At 61.6% G+C, this 16,980-nt stretch carries 15 protein-coding genes and 1 pseudogene; 9 read left to right on the top strand and 7 right to left on the bottom strand.

All coding sequences use genetic code 11. The annotated features are described in order from the left end of the window. Positions 1 to 7: 7 nt before the first annotated feature. Together ACEN8Z_RS05875 and vimR are read right to left on the bottom strand one after the other, a co-directional pair. Positions 8 to 742: an ArsR/SmtB family transcription factor gene (locus tag ACEN8Z_RS05875; RefSeq protein WP_007996474.1), complete on the bottom strand. Its 735-nt coding sequence runs from the start codon at positions 740 to 742 to the stop codon at positions 8 to 10. 317 nt (positions 743 to 1,059) lie between these two features. Continuing rightward, the gene (gene vimR / locus ACEN8Z_RS05870) at positions 1,060 to 1,989 is read right to left on the bottom strand and encodes a transcription regulator VimR (protein ID WP_495597049.1); all 930 of its coding nucleotides are present in this window, start codon (positions 1,987 to 1,989) and stop codon (positions 1,060 to 1,062) included. Positions 1,990 to 2,114: 125 nt separating this feature from the next. Between vimR and ACEN8Z_RS05865 the strand changes: the two genes are divergently transcribed. Beyond that, a complete protein-coding gene (locus tag ACEN8Z_RS05865; RefSeq protein WP_495597048.1) occupies positions 2,115 to 3,128 on the top strand; it encodes a zinc-binding alcohol dehydrogenase family protein in 1,014 nt (337 codons plus the stop codon). Between the two features lie 236 nt (positions 3,129 to 3,364). After that, positions 3,365 to 3,538 (top strand): hypothetical protein, encoded by a 174-nt coding sequence (locus ACEN8Z_RS05860; RefSeq protein ID WP_007996470.1) that lies wholly within the window; start codon positions 3,365 to 3,367, stop codon positions 3,536 to 3,538. Between the two features lie 8 nt (positions 3,539 to 3,546). Here the strand turns inward: ACEN8Z_RS05860 and ACEN8Z_RS05855 are convergent, their stop codons facing one another. Beyond that, a complete protein-coding gene (locus tag ACEN8Z_RS05855) occupies positions 3,547 to 4,743 on the bottom strand; it encodes a multidrug effflux MFS transporter (RefSeq protein WP_495597047.1) in 1,197 nt (398 codons plus the stop codon). A 90-nt stretch (positions 4,744 to 4,833) separates the two neighbouring features. Continuing rightward, positions 4,834 to 5,031: a heavy-metal-associated domain-containing protein gene (locus tag ACEN8Z_RS05850; RefSeq protein WP_007991325.1), complete on the bottom strand. Its 198-nt coding sequence runs from the start codon at positions 5,029 to 5,031 to the stop codon at positions 4,834 to 4,836. Between the two features lie 146 nt (positions 5,032 to 5,177). On the opposite strand from ACEN8Z_RS05850, the gene ACEN8Z_RS05845 reads away from it, so the two are divergent. The 3 genes from ACEN8Z_RS05845 to cueR all read left to right on the top strand — a co-directional run bounded on the left by ACEN8Z_RS05845 (position 5,178) and on the right by cueR (position 8,566). Next, positions 5,178 to 5,561 (top strand): hypothetical protein, encoded by a 384-nt coding sequence (locus ACEN8Z_RS05845; protein ID WP_007991323.1) that lies wholly within the window; start codon positions 5,178 to 5,180, stop codon positions 5,559 to 5,561. 201 nt (positions 5,562 to 5,762) lie between these two features. Next, positions 5,763 to 8,156 (top strand): heavy metal translocating P-type ATPase, encoded by a 2,394-nt coding sequence (locus ACEN8Z_RS05840; protein ID WP_495597046.1) that lies wholly within the window; start codon positions 5,763 to 5,765, stop codon positions 8,154 to 8,156. Further along, complete coding sequence (cueR, locus tag ACEN8Z_RS05835) at positions 8,153 to 8,566, top strand: Cu(I)-responsive transcriptional regulator (protein WP_495597045.1); 414 nt, start codon at positions 8,153 to 8,155, stop codon at positions 8,564 to 8,566. The genes ACEN8Z_RS05840 and cueR overlap by 4 nt, the downstream gene beginning before the upstream one ends. A gap of 167 nt (positions 8,567 to 8,733) precedes the next feature. Here the strand turns inward: cueR and ACEN8Z_RS05830 are convergent, their stop codons facing one another. Further along, complete coding sequence (locus ACEN8Z_RS05830; protein ID WP_116265383.1) at positions 8,734 to 9,627, bottom strand: PA4780 family RIO1-like protein kinase; 894 nt, start codon at positions 9,625 to 9,627, stop codon at positions 8,734 to 8,736. Between the two features lie 344 nt (positions 9,628 to 9,971). On the opposite strand from ACEN8Z_RS05830, the pseudogene ACEN8Z_RS05825 reads away from it, so the two are divergent. Together ACEN8Z_RS05825 and ACEN8Z_RS05820 are read left to right on the top strand one after the other, a co-directional pair. Further along, positions 9,972 to 11,162 (top strand): annotated as a pseudogene (locus ACEN8Z_RS05825) (cache domain-containing protein); the annotation flags it as partial. A 90-nt stretch (positions 11,163 to 11,252) separates the two neighbouring features. Then, positions 11,253 to 12,020, top strand: a complete 768-nt coding sequence (locus ACEN8Z_RS05820) for a methyl-accepting chemotaxis protein (protein WP_371319548.1) — start codon at positions 11,253 to 11,255, stop codon at positions 12,018 to 12,020. A 124-nt stretch (positions 12,021 to 12,144) separates the two neighbouring features. On the opposite strand, the gene ACEN8Z_RS05815 is transcribed toward ACEN8Z_RS05820, so the two are convergent. After that, entirely contained in the window at positions 12,145 to 13,422 is a 1,278-nt protein-coding gene (locus ACEN8Z_RS05815) for an acetyl-CoA C-acetyltransferase (RefSeq protein ID WP_495597044.1), read from the bottom strand. Positions 13,423 to 13,635: 213 nt separating this feature from the next. Between ACEN8Z_RS05815 and ACEN8Z_RS05810 the strand changes: the two genes are divergently transcribed. Further along, positions 13,636 to 14,988: a 3-oxoacyl-ACP reductase gene (locus ACEN8Z_RS05810; protein WP_495597043.1), complete on the top strand. Its 1,353-nt coding sequence runs from the start codon at positions 13,636 to 13,638 to the stop codon at positions 14,986 to 14,988. A gap of 2 nt (positions 14,989 to 14,990) precedes the next feature. Next, positions 14,991 to 15,845 carry a MaoC family dehydratase gene (locus ACEN8Z_RS05805; RefSeq protein ID WP_495597042.1) on the top strand — a complete coding sequence of 285 codons (855 nt, stop codon included), beginning with the start codon at positions 14,991 to 14,993 and terminating at the stop codon, positions 15,843 to 15,845. A 61-nt stretch (positions 15,846 to 15,906) separates the two neighbouring features. Here the strand turns inward: ACEN8Z_RS05805 and ACEN8Z_RS05800 are convergent, their stop codons facing one another. Next, positions 15,907 to 16,263, bottom strand: coding sequence for a DUF6124 family protein (locus tag ACEN8Z_RS05800; protein ID WP_495597041.1), 357 nt, complete (start codon positions 16,261 to 16,263; stop codon positions 15,907 to 15,909). Between the last annotated feature and the right edge of the window lie 717 nt (positions 16,264 to 16,980).

Raw genomic sequence — 16,980 nt, 5'->3', positions numbered from 1 at the left:
CAGTGCATTAAAGCGCCAGTTCCAACTCGGTTTCCTGGGCAAAGCGATGAATCTCGCGTTGCCCGGAGGCCGTCACTTGCAAGGCTCGGGAATCGTTGGACAAGCTCAGCCACCCCGACTGCATGAACAGCTGCAACAGTGCCGCGCCCAGCGAGCCGCCCATGTGCGGGCGTCTCTCGCTCCAGTCAGGACACGCGCAGGCAACCCTGCCGTTGTGATGGGCCAGCGCCTGAATGAACACGCCCCGTGCCGCCAACTCCGTCGCGCCTTTGAGCGTGACCGTGACCCGCTGATCAAACTGTTCGATCCAGCCTGCCTCCAGCAGTCGCTGATACAGATCGGCGGACAGGGTGCCCCCCAAGTGATCGTCGCACAGTCGGGCACTCAACAATGGCGAACGCACCGCCCGGGGTTTGACGAGATACGCATTACGCTTGAATACGTCCGCAATATCCTGGGGGGCGCTGGCGAAGGTCGCGCTGGCCAGTGCTTCGATTGCCGCCCCGACTTCGGGAGCGGCCAAGCGGAAGAAGCGTTTGCGGCCGCGGCTTTCAACCCTCAACAGACCTCCAGCGGACAAACGTCCCAGGTGTGCACTGGCCGAAGACGGTGACAGGCCAGCCAGCAGTGCCAACTCTTCGGTTGTTCGCGCCGAACAATCCATCAAGGCCCACATCATTGCGCTGCGCTTTGGGTCAGCCAGCAATGTGGCGATCTTGCTGATGCAAGGTGCATATTCCATGTATTCACTCCCTGTTGAATCGTTTCGTCTACTGCCCAGAGACATCTTGACCAGTAGTGTGTCGTCGGCCAATCCGAGGAAACTGCCATAAACCTGGCAACGCCTTGCTCATACATTGGCGCTGTCTGGCCGATGGTGCGAAGGCCAGAAGGATGACCATGCAGCCGGACCGACTCGAACGTGGACCCGCCATTGGGGGGATCGACGCTACTTACATGATGAGGGCGCTAGTATATGCGGGTTGGTCGGCGGATCCTTTCCACCGTCCGGCATAGGTGGTGATCGTTCCTGAGAGAAATTTCTCTTTTTTCGTGCGACTAATGGTCGATTTCCGAAAAGCCCGGAAATTGACTGCTCAAAAGGGCGCATTTTCTGGCAAGCATTTCACGCAACAGGTTCACCGGCTTACTCAATTGTGCGCGATGGGCGCACAACAGATTCAACGGTGCGCGCTCACAGAGCAGCTCCGGCAACAGCACCTTCAAGCGGCCGGCCAGTACATCGGCAGCCACATCGAGCCAGGATTTGTAAGCAATCCCGGCACCTGCCACGGCCCAAAGGCGCACGACATCGGCATCGTCACTGAAGCGATCGCCGCTGACGGTCAGGCTGACTTCGCGTTTGCCGTCGTGAAAACTCCAATGATCGTGGACCCGGCTGCCGAGCATGTACAACAGGCAATTGTGCTGTGCCAGTTGCTCCAGATGCCGCGGCTCGCCATGACTTGCCAGATAGCCGGGAGCGGCGCACAACACCCGGCGGTTCTGCGGGGCGATGGGCAGTGCCACCAAACTGGAGTCCTCCGGCTCACCGTAGCGCAGGGCAATGTCTACCGGTTGGCGAAACAGGTCGGCGATGCGGTCCCCCAGCAGCAAACGTACGGTCAGTTTCGGATGCTCGCGTTGAAACTCGTCGAGCCAGGGCAACAGCAAATTGCGGCCAAAGTCCGATGGTGCCGACAGTTGCAGAACCCCGCTGACCTGGTCCTGACCACTGGCCAGCAATCGCCGGCCCTCGTCCAGATTGCTCAGTGCCGAGCGGGCGTACTCGAGAAAGCCCTCGCCTTCGGCGGTCAGGCGCAGGCTTCGGGTCGAACGGGCCAACAAACGGGCGCCGAGCTGTTGTTCTATGCGTTTGAGCGCCGCACTGGCCACCGCCGCCGACATGTCCATGCCCCGAGCGGCGGCGGACAGACTGCCCAGGTCCGCCGCCCGGACAAACAATTGCAAGTCATCGAAACGCAGCATCAAGAGCACCGATTATCAAAAAAATATTGAAAGAGACTGCTCTTTTAGCCGGTTTTATCTTCAGGAGAAATAGCCAATCATCCGCCTCATCGAATCTCTTCTTTATCAGTGTTCAGGAGCCGCCCATGAAAGCCATTGCCTACTACGCCTCGTTGCCAATCAGTGACGACAAGGCTCTGCAAGACATCGAGCTGCCGGAGCCGGTTGCCGGCCCCCGCGACTTGCTGGTGGAAGTCAAAGCCATCTCGGTCAACCCGGTGGACACCAAGGTGCGCCAGAACGTCCAGCCTGAAAGCGGTACGGCCAAGGTGCTGGGTTGGGACGTGGCCGGTGTGGTCAAGGCGGTGGGCAGTGAGGTGACGCTGTTCACGGTCGGCGACAAGGTGTTTTACGCCGGCTCCATCGCGCGTGCGGGCGGCAACAGCGAGTTGCATGTGGTGGACGAGCGCATCGTCGGCCACATGCCGAAGACCCTTGATTTCGCCGAGGCCGCTGCCCTGCCGCTCACCGCGATCACGGCGTGGGAACTGTTGTTCGAGCGCCTGCAAGTGCGCGAAGGCAAAACCGATGAAGGCCAGAGCCTGTTGATCGTCGGCGCGGCGGGTGGCGTGGGTTCGATTCTTACGCAGCTGGCTCACCAGTTGACTGCCCTGAAAGTCATCGGCACCGCTTCGCGTGCGCAGACCCAAAGCTGGGTGAAGGAGCTGGGTGCCGATCTGGTGATCGACCATAGCCAGCCACTGAGCGAAGCACTCAAGCGTGCCGGCGTGGATCAGGTCACCCACGTCGCCAGCCTGACCCAGACCGACCAGCACCTGGATCAACTGGTCGAGGCATTGGCCCCCCAAGGCAAGCTGGCGCTGATCGATGACCCCAAGTCACTGGACGTGACCAAGCTCAAACGCAAGAGCCTGTCACTGCACTGGGAGTTCATGTACACCCGATCGCTGTTTGAAACCGCGGACATGATCGAGCAGCACAACCTGCTCAATCGCGTCGCCTGGCTGATCGATGCCGGGACCCTGAAAACCACAGTGGGCGAACACTTCGGCACGATCAATGCCGCCAATTTGCGCCGTGCCCATGCCCTGCTGGAAAGCGGCAAAGCCAAGGGCAAGATTGTGCTGGAAGGGTTCTGAAGCGCTGAAAAAAAGCATCGCTGATTTCATCGCCCTCTGCTGTTTTCCGTCTGCGGCCGGTAAGTCCCGGTCGCAGACAGCCCCTGTGGGCCCCTCAAAAATCCTTGTTTTTTTTAGTTACAAACCGTCAGTCCGACAGTTGATCCTTGTCACAATGGTGCTCGTATTCAGGACTACAATCGAATCTCCTGCGAGGCAATCTTTTGCGTAACGTCTTTTACGAGAGGTGATCAGTTGTGAAGATCCTGATAAAAGAATTGGCAAAATCCCAGTGGCAAGTCCGTCTTGATCAGCATGCGGTGACGTTCCGCAGCGAAGCAGAAGCTCGCGCTTTCACGCGTACCCTCGAAGCCCGCATCCAGGCCCCTCACCCGATACCCGTCCTGCACCCGCAGCGTGCTGCCGGCTGATACCGGCCTCAAACCTGGGCTTGCGCCAGCGCCCGTGCATTTTGCAAACGCCGGGTGAGCACCGCAGCGCTCACCACCAGAATCCCACACAGGCTGATGACCATGGCCATCGGCACGGCGCTGCCGTCGTGCAAAACGCCCACCAGCGCGGAGGCTCCGGCAGCCACGCTGAACTGCAGGCAACCGAGCAGCGCCGATGCGCTGCCGGCCCGTGCGCCCTGCCCGCTCATGGCGCAGGCTGCGGCGTTGGGGCTGATGCAACCGAGGCTGGAAATACAGATGAACAATGGAATCAGCAGCGGCCACAGGTGGGCCGTGTGCAGAGAGCTGACAGCGAGCAGGGTCAGACCGGCCGCGAGATAAACCCACACCGCGCGCACCAGCAAGAATGTCGGGCCACGTTTGGCCAGCAGACGCGCGTTGACCTGCGCCACCAGAATGAAGCCCGCCGCATTGGTGCCGAACAACCAGCCAAAATGCTCGGCCGGAACGCCGTAGAGCTTGATGATGATGAAGGGTGAACCGGCGATGTAGGCAAACATCCCGGCGATGGCGATACCCCCGGTCAAGGCGTGGCCAAGAAATATCGGGTCGGCCAGCAACCGACCGTACTGACGCAGCGCGCCCGACAGCGGTTGGCGCGGTATGTGGGCCGGCAGGCTTTCCGGCAATCCCGTCGCCACCGCCAGCCCCGCCAACGCACTGAACCCGGTCAAGGCCAGGAAGATCGACTGCCAGCCTGTGGTGTTGACCAGCAACCCACCCAGCAATGGCGCGAGGATAGGCGCGAGCCCCATCACCAGCATCAACTGCGAAAAGACTTTCGCCGAGCCCACCGCATCACATTTGTCGCTGACCACCGCCCGGGAAATCACCATGCCCGCGCAGCCACCCAATGCCTGGACGAATCGCGCACCGATCAGCCATTCCAGATTCGGCGCATAGGCGCACGCCACGGAAGCAGCGGTGAACAGGCCGACACCGGTGAGCAACGGAATGCGTCGCCCGAAACGATCCGCCACCGGGCCATAGGCCAACTGACCGATGGACAAGCCGAGGAAATACGCCGCCAACGTCATCTGAACGTGATTTTCGTCCGTGCCGAAGGCCAGTGCCATGGCCGGGAAAGCCGGCAGATAGAAATCGATCGCCAGTGGACCGAAAGCGCTCAAGGCGCCGAGAATCAGAATGGTACGCAAGTTCATCAGGCATCCAGTGGGGCAGAAGTCGGCAGGCCGACAGTCTAGCCGCGCATGGACGCCTTGAACATTAAGATAGCTCGCTAACTATTAAAATCAGGCCAATTTGACGCCGTAACCCTCTTCGCTGATCGCTTCGATCACTTGCTCGGCGCTCAGCGCACTTTCGACTCCGACCTCCCTGGCTGCCAGATCGACCCGCACACTGGCCGCCGGGTCTTTGGCCTGGACCGCCTGAGTGATGGCCTTGACGCAGTGACCACAAGACATGCCTTCAACGTTGAACACTTGCATGGGATGACTCCTTTCCGAGGTTTAACCCAGTTTCGAGCTTGCCACCATGGCAAGGTCAAGTTCTGAAGATTGCTGCCGGGCTGGCAATCGACGCGGGGCTCGGCCAAGCTGCGTCCATCAATGACTCGAACTCAGGAGATTCAGCCATGCGCTGGTCGGTTTTCAGCCTGTTTGGCTTTCTCAGCCTTTTCGCCGCCGTGCCTTCGGTCAATGCTGCCGGTCAGGATTATGGCGTGCTGATCATTTCCCGCGAGCGCCTGGAAGTCGCGACCAGTTGCGAAATCGGTGTGTACATCCAGGATCAACTGGCGGCGCGGCTGTTTCAGGAACAGAGCACCTCGTTCAACCTGCCGCCGGGCAAAGTGTCGCTGCGCCTCAAATTGCTGCCGGGCCAGGTGCCAGGTTGCAATCCGGGCATGCTCGCGCCGGGTTCGCAGGATATCCAGCTCAAGGCCGGGGATGTGCTCAAGTACCGGATCGCGATGACGCAGGAAGGGATGTACCTGAAGCGCGCAGGGCTCGGCTACTGACACTCCGTCCCTGTAGGAGCGAGCTTGCTCGCGAAAAACGTCCAGACAACGCGTACATTCAGAAACCCAGCGTTACCGTTGGCGTTCATCGCGAGCAAGCTCGCTCCTACAGGGGATCAGCGGTGGGTATAAGATTGGCACTTGACCTTGCCAGCATGGCAAGGTTGATCCTGTGGTCATCTACTACAGGGAGTGCGACCGATGTCCGAATCCACCACGTTCGACCTGCCGATTGCCGGCATGACCTGCGCCAGTTGCGCCGGGCGAGTCGAGCGCGCCTTGAGCAAAGTCATTGGCGCCAGTGCCGTCAGCGTCAACCTCGCCACTGAACAAGCGCGGGTGCAAGCGCCCAGCGACAGTCTGCCGGCCCTGATGGATGCCGTGGCCAAGGCCGGCTACAGCGTGCCGCAACAGAGTCTGGAATTGAGCATCGACGGCATGACCTGCGCGTCCTGCGTCGGTCGCGTCGAGCGCGCGCTGGGCAAAGTTGCGGGAGTGAAAAGCGTCAGCGTCAACCTGGCCAACGAACGCGCCCACCTTGAACTGCTCGGCCAGATCGATCCGCAAACCTTGATCTCGGCCGTGACCAAAGCCGGTTACGCCGCCAGCGTCTGGGAAGTCGAACACCCGCCAACCGATAACCAACAACAACGCCTGCATCGCGAACGCCTGGCCTTGATCATCGCCATTGCCCTCGCCTTGCCGCTGGTATTGCCGATGGTGCTACAGCCATTCGGCGTGCACTGGATGCTCCCGGCCTGGGTGCAGTTCGCCTTGGCCACGCCGGTGCAATTCATCTTCGGTGCACGGTTTTACGTCGCCGCGTGGAAAGCCGTGCGCGCCGGGGCCGGCAACATGGATTTACTGGTGGCCCTGGGCACCAGCGCCGGTTATGGCTTGAGCCTGTACGAATGGGCCACCGCCGCCGGGCGCATGCCGCATCTGTATTTCGAGGCCTCGGCGGTGGTGATCGCCCTGGTGCTGCTGGGCAAGTACCTGGAAAGCCGCGCCAAGCGCCAGACCGCCAGCGCCATCCGCGCCCTCGAAGCCTTGCGTCCGGAACGGGCGATTCAGGTGATCGATGGCCGCGAACAGGAAGTCGCCATCAGTGCGCTGCGTCTCAATGATCTGGTGATGGTCAAACCCGGCGAACGCTTCCCGGTGGACGGCGAAGTGGTTGAAGGCCAGAGCCATGCCGACGAAGCCCTGATCAGTGGTGAAAGCCTGCCGGTGCCCAAACAGCCCGGCGACAAAGTCACCGGCGGTGCTATGAACGGTGAAGGCCGGTTGCTCGTGCGTACCCAGGCCCTCGGTGCGGAAACCGTGCTGGCGCGGATCATCCGGCTGGTGGAAGACGCCCAGGCCGCAAAAGCGCCGATCCAGAAACTGGTGGATAAAGTCAGCCAGGTATTCGTGCCCACCGTGCTGTTGATTGCCTTGGCAACCCTGATCGGCTGGTGGCTGCATGGCGCGCCGATGGAAACCGCGCTGATCAACGCCGTGGCGGTGCTGGTAATCGCCTGCCCGTGCGCCCTGGGCCTGGCCACACCGACGGCGATCATGGCCGGCACCGGCGTGGCGGCACGCTACGGGATTCTGATCAAGGACGCCGAAGCACTGGAACGCGCCCATGAAGTCAGCGCAGTGGTGTTCGACAAGACCGGCACCCTGACCTCCGGCGCCCCGCGCATCGCTCATCTGAGTGCCATCGACGGTGATGAGGCGAGCCTGCTGCAATTGGCCGGCGCCCTGCAACGCGGGAGCGAGCATCCGCTGGCCAAGGCTGTTCTGGATGCCTGTGCCGAACGGCATTTGACGGTAGCCGATGTCAGCGACAGCCAGTCCCTGACCGGGCGCGGTATCGCCGGCAGTCTCGAGGGCCGTCGTCTGGCGCTGGGCAATCGGCGCCTGCTGGAGGACAGCGGCTTGAACGCCGGGCCGTTGGCCGACTCGGCGATCGCGTGGGAAAGCGAAGGCCGGACCTTGTCCTGGCTGATCGAACAAAAAACCGAGCCACGCGTGTTGGGTCTGTTCGCCTTCGGTGACACCCTCAAGCCCGGCGCGCTGCAAGCGGTGCAACAACTGAGCGCGCGGAACATCAGCAGCCACCTGCTGACCGGCGACAATCGCGGCAGCGCCAAGGTAGTGGCCAAGGCGCTGGGCATCCACGATGTGCATGCCGAAGTGTTACCGGCGGACAAAGCCGCCACGGTCGCCGCATTGAAAGAAACCGGTGTGGTGGCGATGGTCGGCGACGGCATCAACGATGCCCCGGCACTGGCCGCCGCCGATATCGGTATCGCCATGGGCGGCGGCACCGACGTCGCCATGCACGCGGCCGGCATAACCCTGATGCGCGGCGATCCGCGACTGGTACCGGCAGCGCTGGAGATCAGCCGCAAGACCTACGCGAAGATTCGGCAGAACCTGTTCTGGGCCTTCGTCTATAACCTGATCGGCATTCCGCTGGCAGTGTTCGGCGTGCTCAACCCGGTGCTGGCCGGTGCGGCCATGGCGTTGTCGAGCGTCAGCGTGGTGAGCAATGCGCTACTGTTGAAAACCTGGAAACCCAAGGACCTGGAGGACAACCGATGAACATTGGCCAAGCGGCCCGCCACAGCGGCCTGAGCGCAAAGATGATCCGTTATTACGAATCCATCGGTCTGCTCAAGGCGGCCCATCGCACCGACAGCGGTTACCGGGTGTACGGCGATGATGACCTGCACACGCTGGCGTTCATCAAGCGCTCCCGGGACCTGGGGTTTTCCCTGGAAGAAGTCGGCAAGTTGCTGACCCTCTGGCAAGACCGCCAACGCGCCAGTGCCGATGTGAAGGCCCTGGCCCGGCAGCACATCGATGAGTTGAACCAGAAGATCCGTGAGCTGGGGCAGTTGCGCGATACATTGCAGGATCTGGTTGAGCACTGTCAGGGCGATCATCGGCCGGACTGCCCGATTCTGAAGAATCTGGAGTCGGGGTGCTGTGCCAAACCAGCTCGGGCCTGATGCATTGATGTCGGCTGTACCGACGCCATCGCGGGCAAGCCCGCTCCCACAGGTTCAGTGGCGGCCATGTGGGAGCGGGCTTGCCCGCGAAGGCGGACTGCCAGACGACATTGATGATGAATCTGTAACCCACAAAAAACCCGGCCGAAGCCGGGTTTTTCAGCCGATCACTGCATCCACGGTGGAGGCGGTTCTTCGGTTTTGCCCGGCGGAGCATCGTCCGCCGCGCGTGCCGCTTGCTTGCGTTCTTCATCCAGGCGCGCGGCCTCGATTTCGCGCATGATTCCGCCCACGTCGGCCAGTTCTTCCGTGTCGGCGAACTCGCCGGTCAGGATGCTGGCCGGGTGCAAGGTGCCGGCCTCGTACAAGGCCCACATTTCCTTGGCGTACTTGGTTTTCTTCAACTCCGGTGCAAACCGCCCGAAGTAGGACGCCATGTTGCCCACGTCGCGCTCCAGCATGCTGAATGCGTGGTTGTTGCCCGCCGCATCCACCGCCTGCGGCAGGTCGATGATCACCGGGCCGGTCGGCGTCAGCAGCACGTTGAACTCGGACAGGTCGCCGTGCACCAGGCCAGTACACAGCATCAGCACGATCTGGGAAATCAGAAACGCGTGATACTCGCGGGCCTGATCCGGCTCCAGCACCACATCGTTCAGACGCGGCGCGGCATCACCGTACTCGTCGGCCACCAGTTCCATGAGCAGCACGCCTTCAAGGAAGTCATACGGCTTGGGCACCCGCACACCGGCATTGGCCAGGCGGAACAACGCCGCCACTTCGGCGTTCTGCCAGGCGTCCTCGGTTTCCTTGCGGCCAAACTTCGAGCCCTTGGCCATCGCCCGGGCCTGACGGCTGTTGCGCACCTTGCGGCCTTCCTGATACTCGGCCGCCTGACGAAAACTGCGTTTGTTCGCCTCCTTGTAGACCTTCGCGCAACGTAACTGGTTACCGCAGCGCACCACATAAACAGCTGCTTCTTTACCACTCATGAGTGGGCGCAGCACCTCGTCGACCAGACCGTCCTCGATCAGGGGTTCAATGCGTTTTGGAGTCTTCATCAGCTTTTATTGTGGGTCCTTTATTACCAAACACGCGAAAGTCATTCGTTATACGGCAATCCACTCACCGGGGGGAGGGGTTGCCGACTTATGATCATTGCAGAAGCACACAATGTGCCGATTTCATCGGATAAAACCGACGACCGCCACGGATCGTTCCAGATCATAGCCGAGCCTGCGTCACTTGTTGTGCAAGGGCAAAGAGGGCAATTGCGACAGAAGCTGACTCCACAGTTCGTACCTTCCGTAGGATTTTTCCCAACAGGCCTCAATTTCCTCCGACAACAGCCGAAGTCCTTAGTGACAAAGTGATTTGTCCGACAATCGCTGCCACAACAAAAGCGATGCCGCACTCAAGGACCCGGGTTGACCAAGAACGTTTACGGCTGCCAATAAACCGCGAGTCATCTGCACTGCGTGGGCCTACAAGAAAATCTGGAGCGCGGATGAACATCAAACAGAAGTTGACCTGGGCGTTTGCAATCATCGCCTGCCTACCCGTGGTGCTGGTCGCCACCCTCGTTGTGCTGAACCTGCGCAGTGATGCCAGGGACGAATTCATCGACGGCAGTGCCCGCGAGATTCGTCAGGTCAGCAATGCCATGCAATTGTTCTTTGACGGCATCAGCCAGAACGTCGATTACCTGGCCAGGCAGCCGTTGATCCGAAACTCCGACGACAGCCTCAAGACCTACATGGCCGCCAACGCCGAGAGCATCCCTCAGGGCGAGGCGGACAAAAAAGTCTTCACCCTGCTCCAGGACCTCGGCAACAGCCACCCGGCCTACGCCTATGCCATCCTCGGCACGGCGGCGGGCGGTTACGTGTCGTGGCCGGATGATCCGAAGCTGAGCAACTACGATCCGCGCCAGCGCCCCTGGTACAAGGCCGCCCAGGCCAAACCGGGCAAGCCGTTTCGCACCGAGGCCTACTACTGGGCCCAGGATGACGCGACCTACGTCAGCACCGTGCGCACCATCGACAACAAGTTGGGCACCAACGGCGGCGTGGTCAGCATCGACGTGACGCTCAAGCAGCTCACCGAAATCGTCAAACAGATCAAGCTCGGCGAAACCGGCTACCTGATGCTGCTGGAAAACACCGGCACGGTCCTGGTGGATCCGAAACAACCGGAACACAACTTCAAACCGCTGAACAGCCTGGGCGACGGCTACGCGCAACTGGCCAAGGCCGGCAAAGGCCTGGTGGAGGTGGAGTTGAACGGCGAGCGCTACATGGCCAACGTCTGGCCGTCGGAGCAACTGGGCTGGACCTTCATCGGCCTGATCAAACAGAACGACGTGATGAGTTCCGCGACCCAGTTGACCTGGTTGATCGCCATCATCGCCGCCGTTCTGGCCGTCGTCTTCGCCATCGTCGGCGCCAGTTTCGCCAGCCTCATCGTGCGTCCGATCCGCAGCGTGGCGAGCGGCCTGGAAGGCATCGCCCAGGGCGAAGGCGACCTGACCCAGAACCTGCAAATCCGTGGCAACGACGAAACCGCGCAACTGGCCAACTGGTTCAACCAGTTCCTGACCGCGATTCGCAACCTGATCCAGAACATCGGCGGTGCGGCGGGCAAGATCCTCGCTACGTCCAAGAGTTCGACCCAGGTCTCCAGCGACATGGCCGAAGCCGCCGGACGCCAGCGTGAAGCGGTGGATATGGTCTCCACGGCGTTCCACGAAATGGTCGCCACCGCCAACGAAGTCGCGCGCTCTTGCAGTCAGGCTGCGGAGTCTGCCGACAGTGGCCAGCGCCAGGCGCGCGAAGGTCAGCAGCAGATCGATGCGGCGGTGAACAGCGTGGATCGCCTGAGCCAGGAAATCGAACAGTCGGCCCAGTCGATGCAACAGCTCGAACGCGACAGTAACGACATTCAGTCGATCCTCGGGACCATCCGTTCGATCGCTGAACAGACCAACCTGCTGGCATTGAACGCCGCTATCGAAGCGGCCCGGGCCGGTGAACAGGGTCGAGGTTTTGCCGTGGTGGCCGATGAAGTTCGAGCCCTGGCCAAACGCACGGCCGACTCCACGGCGGAAATCGACGGGCTGCTGGGCAACCTGGCCAAACGCACCAGCCAGGTGACCCAACAGATGCACGCCAGTCTGGAGGTGTCCCAGCAATCGGTGACGCGCATCGGTGAGGCGCGCAACAGCTTCGGGCAGATCCGCGAGTCGGTGGACGTGATCCGCGACATGAATACCCAGATCGCCACGGCGGCGGAACAACAGCATCAAGTGGCCGAAGACATCAATCGGCACATCAGCCAGATCCATGGCGATGCGCAGTTGGTGGCGGAACTGGCCAACTCGGCGCGTCTGGATTCCCAGAGCCTGGCCGGGTTGTCGAATGAGCTGGACGGGTTGGTGCGCAGGTTTCGGACCTGATCAGCCGGCACACCCCCAAACCCTGTAGGAGCGAGCTTGCTCGCGATGGCGGAGTGTCAGCCAACCTTTATGTTGGATGATCCGCCGTCATCGCGAGCAGGCTCGCTCCTACAGTTGCGATTACTCAGCGTTCGATGATCGCAGTCACACCCTGCCCGCCCCCCCCGCAAATCGAAACCAGTCCCCGCCCCTTGCCCGCCGCATCCAGCAACTTCGCCAGGTTGGCGACGATGCGCCCGCCAGTAGCGGCAAACGGATGCCCCGCCGCCAGTGAACTGCCCTTGACGTTGAGCTTGCTGCGATCAATCGAGCCCAACGCCGTCTCGAGGCCGAGACGGGTTTTGCAATATTCCGGATCTTCCCAGGCCTTCAACGTGCACAACACTTGCGCGGCGAAGGCTTCATGGATTTCGTAGTAGTCGAAGTCCTGCAAGGTCAGGCCATTGCGTGCCAGCAAACGCGGCACGGCGTAGACCGGCGCCATCAACAACCCTTCCGCGCCGTTGACGAAATCTACCGCCGCCGCTTCACCGTCGCGCCAGTAGGCAAGAATCGGTAACCCGCGAGCCTTGGCCCATTCTTCGCTACCCAGCAGCACCAGTGACGCACCATCGGTCAGTGGCGTGGAGTTGCCTGCGGTCAGGGTGCCCTTGGCGCTTTTCTCGTAGGCCGGTTTGAGCGCGGCGAGCTTTTCCAGAGTCGAATCCGGACGCAGGTTATTGTCGCGGGTGAGCCCGAGGAACGGTGTCATCAGGTCGTTGTGCCAGCCTTCGGCATAGGACGCGGCCAGCTTCTGATGACTCTCGAGCGCCAATTGATCCTGTGCTTGGCGAGGGATGTTCCAGGTCTGGGCCATCAACTCGCAATGCTGCCCCATGGACAGCCCGGTACGCGGCTCGCCGTTGCGCGGGAATTCGGGGATCAGATGTTTGGGACGCAATTGCAGGAAGGTTTTCAGTTTGTCGCCGGTGGTTTTCGAGCGATTGGCTTGCAGGAGGATTTTGCGCAGGCCCTCGCTGACGCTGATCGGCGCATCCGAAGTGGTGTCCACGCCACCGGCAATGCCGCAGTCGATCTGGCCCAGGGCGATCTTGTTCGCCACCAGCAACGCCGCTTCCAGCCCGGTGCCGCAAGCCTGCTGGATGTCATAGGCCGGGGTGGCAGGCGACAGTCGCGAACCGAGTACGCACTCGCGTGTGAGGTTCATGTCCCGCGACAACTTGAGCACGGCCCCGGCGACCACTTCGCCGATGCGCTGGCCATGCAGGTTGTAGCGTTCGATCAGGCCTTCGAGGGCGGCAGTGAGCATCACCTGGTTACTGGCCGTGGCGTAGGGGCCGTTGGAGCGGGCGAAAGGAATCCGGTTACCGCCAATGATCGCGACGCGGCGCAGTTGGGTCATGAGAGCTCCTTCCAAAATTCAAATGTGAGCAAGATCCCCTGTGGGAGCGAGCTTGCTCGCGATAGCGGCCTGTCAGCTACATTGATGTCGACTGACCTATCGCAATCGCGAGCAGGCTCGCTCCTACACCAGCGTAGGCCTTATCTCGTGGATCGAACGACTGATCGCCATTCATGGTCCACACTTTTAACCCCGGCTTTCGGAGCGCACTCCATGTCTGACCGCTATATCGACTTCGCCAACTCGTCCATCGGCCATCGCCTGGTCGGCGCCCTGGGGCTGCCGGTGCCGACCCGACTGGAGCGCTGGCAAGCAGGCCGGCTGCGACCTGTAGAAGGTGCGCTGCTGCTCGGCGGCGGGCCGTTGGCAGAGCAAGTCAGTGCCTTCGCCAACCGCCTGACCGACGCGATCTACAGCTACGGCACCGAGCCTTCGATGGCCACAGCGTGGATTCCCGGCCACGGACCAAAACTCAAGGCCGTGGTGTTCGACGCCAGTGACCTGCTGCATCCCGATCAGCTCAAGCAACTGCGCGAGTTTTTCCAGCCACTGATGAAGAACCTCGAACACTGTGCACACCTGGTGATTCTCGGACGCGATCCGCAAACACAGCGCGACCCGTTCGCCGCCAGCGCGCAGCGTGCCCTGGAAGGTTTCAGCCGTTCATTGGCCAAGGAGTTGCGCAGCGGTGGCACCCTGCAGTTGATCTATGTCGGCGAAGGTGCCGAGACGCAACTGGAAGGCCCGCTGCGGTTTTTCCTCTCGCCCAAAAGCGCCTTCGTGTCCGGGCAGGTCATTCGCCTGAATCCGTGCTCGACGCCCGTCACCGACTGGACGCGCCCGCTCGCCGGGCGCAAGGCACTGGTGACCGGCGCGGCGCGAGGCATTGGTGCGGCCATCGCCGAGACCTTGGCCCGTGATGGTGCCGACGTCATCCTGCTCGACGTGCCGCCGGCCAAAACCGATCTCGAAGCCCTCGCCGCACGCCTCGGCGGGCGCAGCATCACCCTCGACATCTGCGCCGAAGACGCCGCCACGCAGTTGATCGAACAGCTGCCCGACGGCCTCGATATCGTGGTGCACAACGCCGGCATCACCCGGGATAAAACCCTGGCCAACATGACCCCGGAATTCTGGGACGCGGTACTGGCGGTCAACCTCAACGCGCCGCAAGTGCTGACCAAAGCCCTGCTCGACAGCGGCGCCCTGCACGACAACGGCCGGGTGATTTTGCTGGCATCCATCAGCGGCATCGCCGGCAATCGCGGGCAAACCAATTACGCGGCAAGCAAGGCCGGGCTCATTGGCCTGGCGCAAGCCTGGGCGCCGCTGCTCACCGAGCGCGGCATCAGCATCAACGCCGTGGCGCCGGGGTTCATCGAAACGCAGATGACCGCGCACATTCCCTTCGGCCTGCGCGAAGCCGGACGACGCATGAGCTCGCTTGGCCAGGGCGGCTTGCCACAAGACGTCGCCGAGGCCGTGGCCTGGCTCGCGCAACCGGGCACCGGCGCGTTCACCGGGCAAGCGTTGCGCGTTTGCGGGCAAAGCGTTCTGGGGGCTTAAGGATGATCACCGACTGGAGCACATTCAACCGCGAACCTGGCCTGCCGAGGTTGTACGCACGAGCGGCGACACGGCGAAAAATCACTGGCACCCACCTGCCCGATTCGGGTTTTCGATGCTGGGTCGATGTCGATCCCACGCGCCTGGTGGCCTATCGCAAGGTCTGCGGTTTCGCCGACAACGGCCTGCTGCCACCAACCTATCCGCATATCCTCGGTTTTGCCTTGCAGATGCAATTGCTCACGGCCAGGGACTTCCCGTTCCCGCTGCTGGGCCTGATTCACCTGAGCAATCGCATCCGTGTGCTGCGCCCCATGGGCGGGGTGAGTCGGGTGTGCGTCAGCGTGCAGGTGCAGAACCTGCAACCCCACACAAAAGGCGCAACGTTCGATTTGCTGACCACCCTCGACGATCAGTTGGGGCCGTTGTGGGAGGAACAAAGCCGGATGCTCTGTCGCGGCGTCAAACTCGAGGGCGAACCGCTCGAAGAGCATCTGACAAGCAGCCTGGCCTTGACCAAAGTCGAGCACTGGAAAGCATCCTCGGACATCGGCCGGCAATACGCCAAGGTGTCCGGCGACTACAACCCGATCCACCTGAGCACGGCCAGCGCCCGACTCTTCGGTTTCCCGACCGCCATCGCCCATGGCCTGTGGAACAAGGCGCGCACGCTGGCTGCGCTGGTGGGGCATCTACCTGCAGCGAATATCGAGATCGCGGTGCAGTTCAGGAAGCCGGTACGGTTGCCCAGTGAAGTGACGTTGCTGGCCAGTGCGCCGGGACCGAGCGGGGAACTGCAGTTGGTGGGCGCCGGGGATCTGGAGCATATGGTCGGGCACTGGCGGCCGGTTGCCTGATCCTGACAAAGCCGATATCTGTGGCGAGGGAGTTCGCTCCCTCGCCACAAAAGCTCCACGATCAATCTTGCGGATCGAGATTATCCAAGGCCCGATTTACCGCCAGCTCACCCAGCATGATCACCTGCGCAATCCCCAGCAGAGTGTTGCGCTGCGAACCCTCCAGAAACCCCGCAAAATCACTCGCCATCACACTCGCCGACGCCAGCGATTCACAGGCGTGGGCCAGCAGGGTTTCGGTGTCGATGTCCGGGGCGATGACGAACATCGTGCTGGGTTTGTGGGTGACAGGTTGCCTGGGTGGATTGAGGTAGTGATCGAGGGCGCGATCGGCAGCTTCGTGGAGTTTGTTTGAGTGGGGGGATTGATAGGGGGAAACGTCGTCGGTTTCGGGGGGATTTGGGGTGGGTTTGATCATGGTGAAGCTCCATTCTTGAGTTTGGAGTTCGCCATCACTGCGACCAAGCAGAAGGGTGGCGAACCGTACGCAGGTTGGTCGACCAGGGAATGGAAACCCGGCAGAGCCTAGGCCCTCCCACGCACAGCTCGCCATTAAGCAAGCACAAAAATGCCGCTCGCGCGGCACTGTGCGCCATTCTAAACCCGGGCGACCAAACCCGATCACTGATTTTGCAGCGACAGACAAAGGCTAGAGATCGCGCTTCCGACGGACAACCTGAAAAACGTGTCGGAGGTTTCCTCGGGATTTGATGAAAATTACACAGGATTGGTCGGCTGACAGGCCGCCATCGCGAGCAAGCTCGCTCCCACAGTTGGGCCGGGTACATCTGATAGATATTGGTCGGCTGTCAGGCCGCCTTCGCGGGCAAGCCCGCTCCCACAGTTGGGCCGGGTACATCTGAAAGATATTGGTCGGCTGTCAGGCCGCCTTCGCGGGCAAGCCCGCTCCCACAGGTACTCAGTACATCCGAAAGATTTCGATCGGCTGGCAGGCCGCCATCGCGAGCAAGCTCGCTCCCACAGAAGAGCAAAAGCAAGCCGGAGTACACCCACGCTCTTCACCACTCATCAGGCCGAGCGTTAGCTCGCCTGCAGCTCTTGATCTTGATCCACCCGCCCCCTCGGCAGGCTGAGTGGAGGCGTTCATCCGGGGGGAGGCGCGCAGCGCCGTTCG

This window comes from Pseudomonas sp. Pseusp10 (assembly GCF_059492225.1).
The sequence above is the reverse complement of the archived record's forward strand: the minus strand, read 5'-3'. Positions and strand labels throughout refer to the sequence as shown.